The 2095-nt window shown below is 74.4% G+C and carries 1 protein-coding gene; it reads left to right on the top strand.

What is annotated here, in order from left to right; genetic code table 11:
• Positions 1-817 precede the first annotated feature (817 nt).
• The gene (locus K6I33_RS34500; protein WP_229358747.1) at positions 818-1555 is read left to right on the top strand and encodes a bifunctional DNA primase/polymerase; all 738 of its coding nucleotides are present in this window, start codon (positions 818-820) and stop codon (positions 1553-1555) included.
• Positions 1556-2095: the final 540 nt, after the last annotated feature.

Below are 2095 nucleotides of genomic sequence, written 5' to 3'. Positions count from 1 at the left end.
GCCGCGCACGCCCCCGCCCGGGCGGGGGCGTGCGCGGCCGCCGCCGGGGCCTCTTGGGGAGGCGGCCCGGGGTGGCCCGCCGGGCCGGCACGACCAGTGGGTTGGCCTGGGTGTTCCGCTCAATAGCACCGCAAACCCCCTGTCGTGTTGCGCGCTATCAGTGCTCCACATGTACACGCCCGGGCAAGGCGATGTCCAGCATTGGACCAGTGGGATTCGTGGTGTCTGGTGAGGCTTCCGCGTCCCTCGAAGTTCCCCGAAGTTTGGCCGGAAAATAGTGCCGTGGCCCTGGAATTGCGATCGACTGGCCTCGCTCCAGCAGCGCGTCACATCCACCGGGGTGGGTACGTACTCGGAGAAGGGCAGCGGCAGTTGGGGCCGCCCCGCAACCCGGCGGCGGGCCCGAGCGTCTTATCGGTCAACGGCCACGCCCATCCCCGAGCGGCGTGGGGCAACCCATGCCGCAGGCGAGGGGCGCACCGGTTCAGCACGAAGCGCCATACGCGCGCCACCCCCCCGCCAGGTTTCACGCTCGGCCCGCGGCGTGATGCGCTGCGTCGTACGCGTAGTGACTTTGATCCACGTGGTGTGCCGGTCCGGGAGCCCACGGCGCGGCGAGGTCCGCGCCGAGCAGTGCCCGTAGTGCCATGTAGTCCCCTCGGTTCGCGGGGGCTACGCGCAATTCCCGCAGTTCCTCGCAGTGCCCTCGCAGTTCTGGCAGTTCCCGCAGCACCGCCCAGCGTCATGTACGTGCAATACGGCCCCTGCCGCCGGGCAAGGGCCCACCTTCGGCGTTCACGGAAAGGAACGAGCGCTCATGCGCGAGATCCTCGGAAGGCGACGCAAGCTCTCCCTCCGGCGGGCCGGCCGGTCCGCCGTACTCACCGCGGCCCTGACCTACGCGACGGAGTGGCAGTGGCCCGTGCTCCCCGGTGTCGGCCTGCGGCCCGGCATCGGCCGCGTCCGCGAGTGCGGCTGCCCCGACCCCGACTGCGCGGTCCCCGGTGCCCACCCCTTCGACCCGGGGCTGCTGGCGGCCACCACCGACGCCAAGATGGTCCGCTGGTGGTGGACCAACCGCCCGGAGGCCCCCGTGGTCCTCGCCACCGGCGGCCGGGCGCCGTGCGCGGTGAGCCTCCCGGCGGTGGCCGGCGCCCGCGCGCTGGCCGCGTTCGACCGGGCGGGCGTCCGGCTCGGCCCGGTGGTGGCCACGCCCACCCGCTGGTCCCTGCTGGTGGCCCCCTACTCCCTCGAAGTCCTCGGCGAACTCCTGCACAGCCAGGACTGGGTGCCCGGGGCGCTGCGCTTCCACGGCGAGGGCGGCTACGCCGTGCTGCCGCCCTCGCCCACGGGCGCGGGCCGGGTGCGCTGGGAGCGGGCCCCGAGGCCGGCGGGCGCCACCGCCGGGCGAGGCGGACGCTCCGCTTCCAAGCGGCGGGTCGACGGTCTGGCCCGGCCCTGGCTGCCCGACGTGGCCACGGTCATCGACGTCCTGGTGGAGCAGACCGCCGGCGCCACGGGCAGCCAGGGCGGCGGCACCCGGCTCGCCCACTGAGCCCGTCCCGGGGCACATCCCGGGGCACATCCGGGGGCCCGGCGGGGGTCTGGCCGGCGGCGGGAGCGCGTACGGACGGGAGACGCACGCGCTCGCACTCCTCGCTCTCGCACGCTTCGCTCTCACTCTTCCGGGTGTAAGCGGAGGAGAGAACCGCAGGAAACGGCCGCGCGAGGCCCCGAAGAGCCGGGTCGTGCCCGTATGTTCGGGATCCGGGCCGTGCCGGGCGCTGTGACAAGGGCGCCGTCGGCCCGGCGGGGCGAGGGTTCGCGCGGGTCCGTACCGGGGTCATCGGTGCGGGGCCCTTCAGGCCTCCCCGCCCTGGGAAATCCGTTCCGTGTCCCACGGTCGCGCGCTCTGGCGCCCGCTTGAGCGCCCGTGGAGAGTTGCAGGTGGTCCCATGGTGGGTGCGTCCAGTGTTCCCGGCGCGGCCGGGCAGCGCGCGGCGAATGTCCGGATGATCGCGCTCGCCGGCGCGGTGGTGCTGGCGGTGGTGCTGCCACTGGCCGTCGCCGCGGCGGCGAGCGCGATCATCCGGAC

This window comes from Streptomyces sp. UNOB3_S3, from assembly GCF_020740895.1.
Taxonomy (GTDB): domain Bacteria; phylum Actinomycetota; class Actinomycetes; order Streptomycetales; family Streptomycetaceae; genus Streptomyces.
The sequence above is the reverse complement of the archived record's forward strand: the minus strand, read 5'-3'. Positions and strand labels throughout refer to the sequence as shown.

What these genes read in the sequence shown, in the direction of transcription:
- K6I33_RS34500 (WP_229358747.1), top strand. Translation starts at nt 818, where the DNA reads ATGCGCGAGATCCTCGGAAGGCGACGCAAGCTCTCCCTCCGGCGGGCC.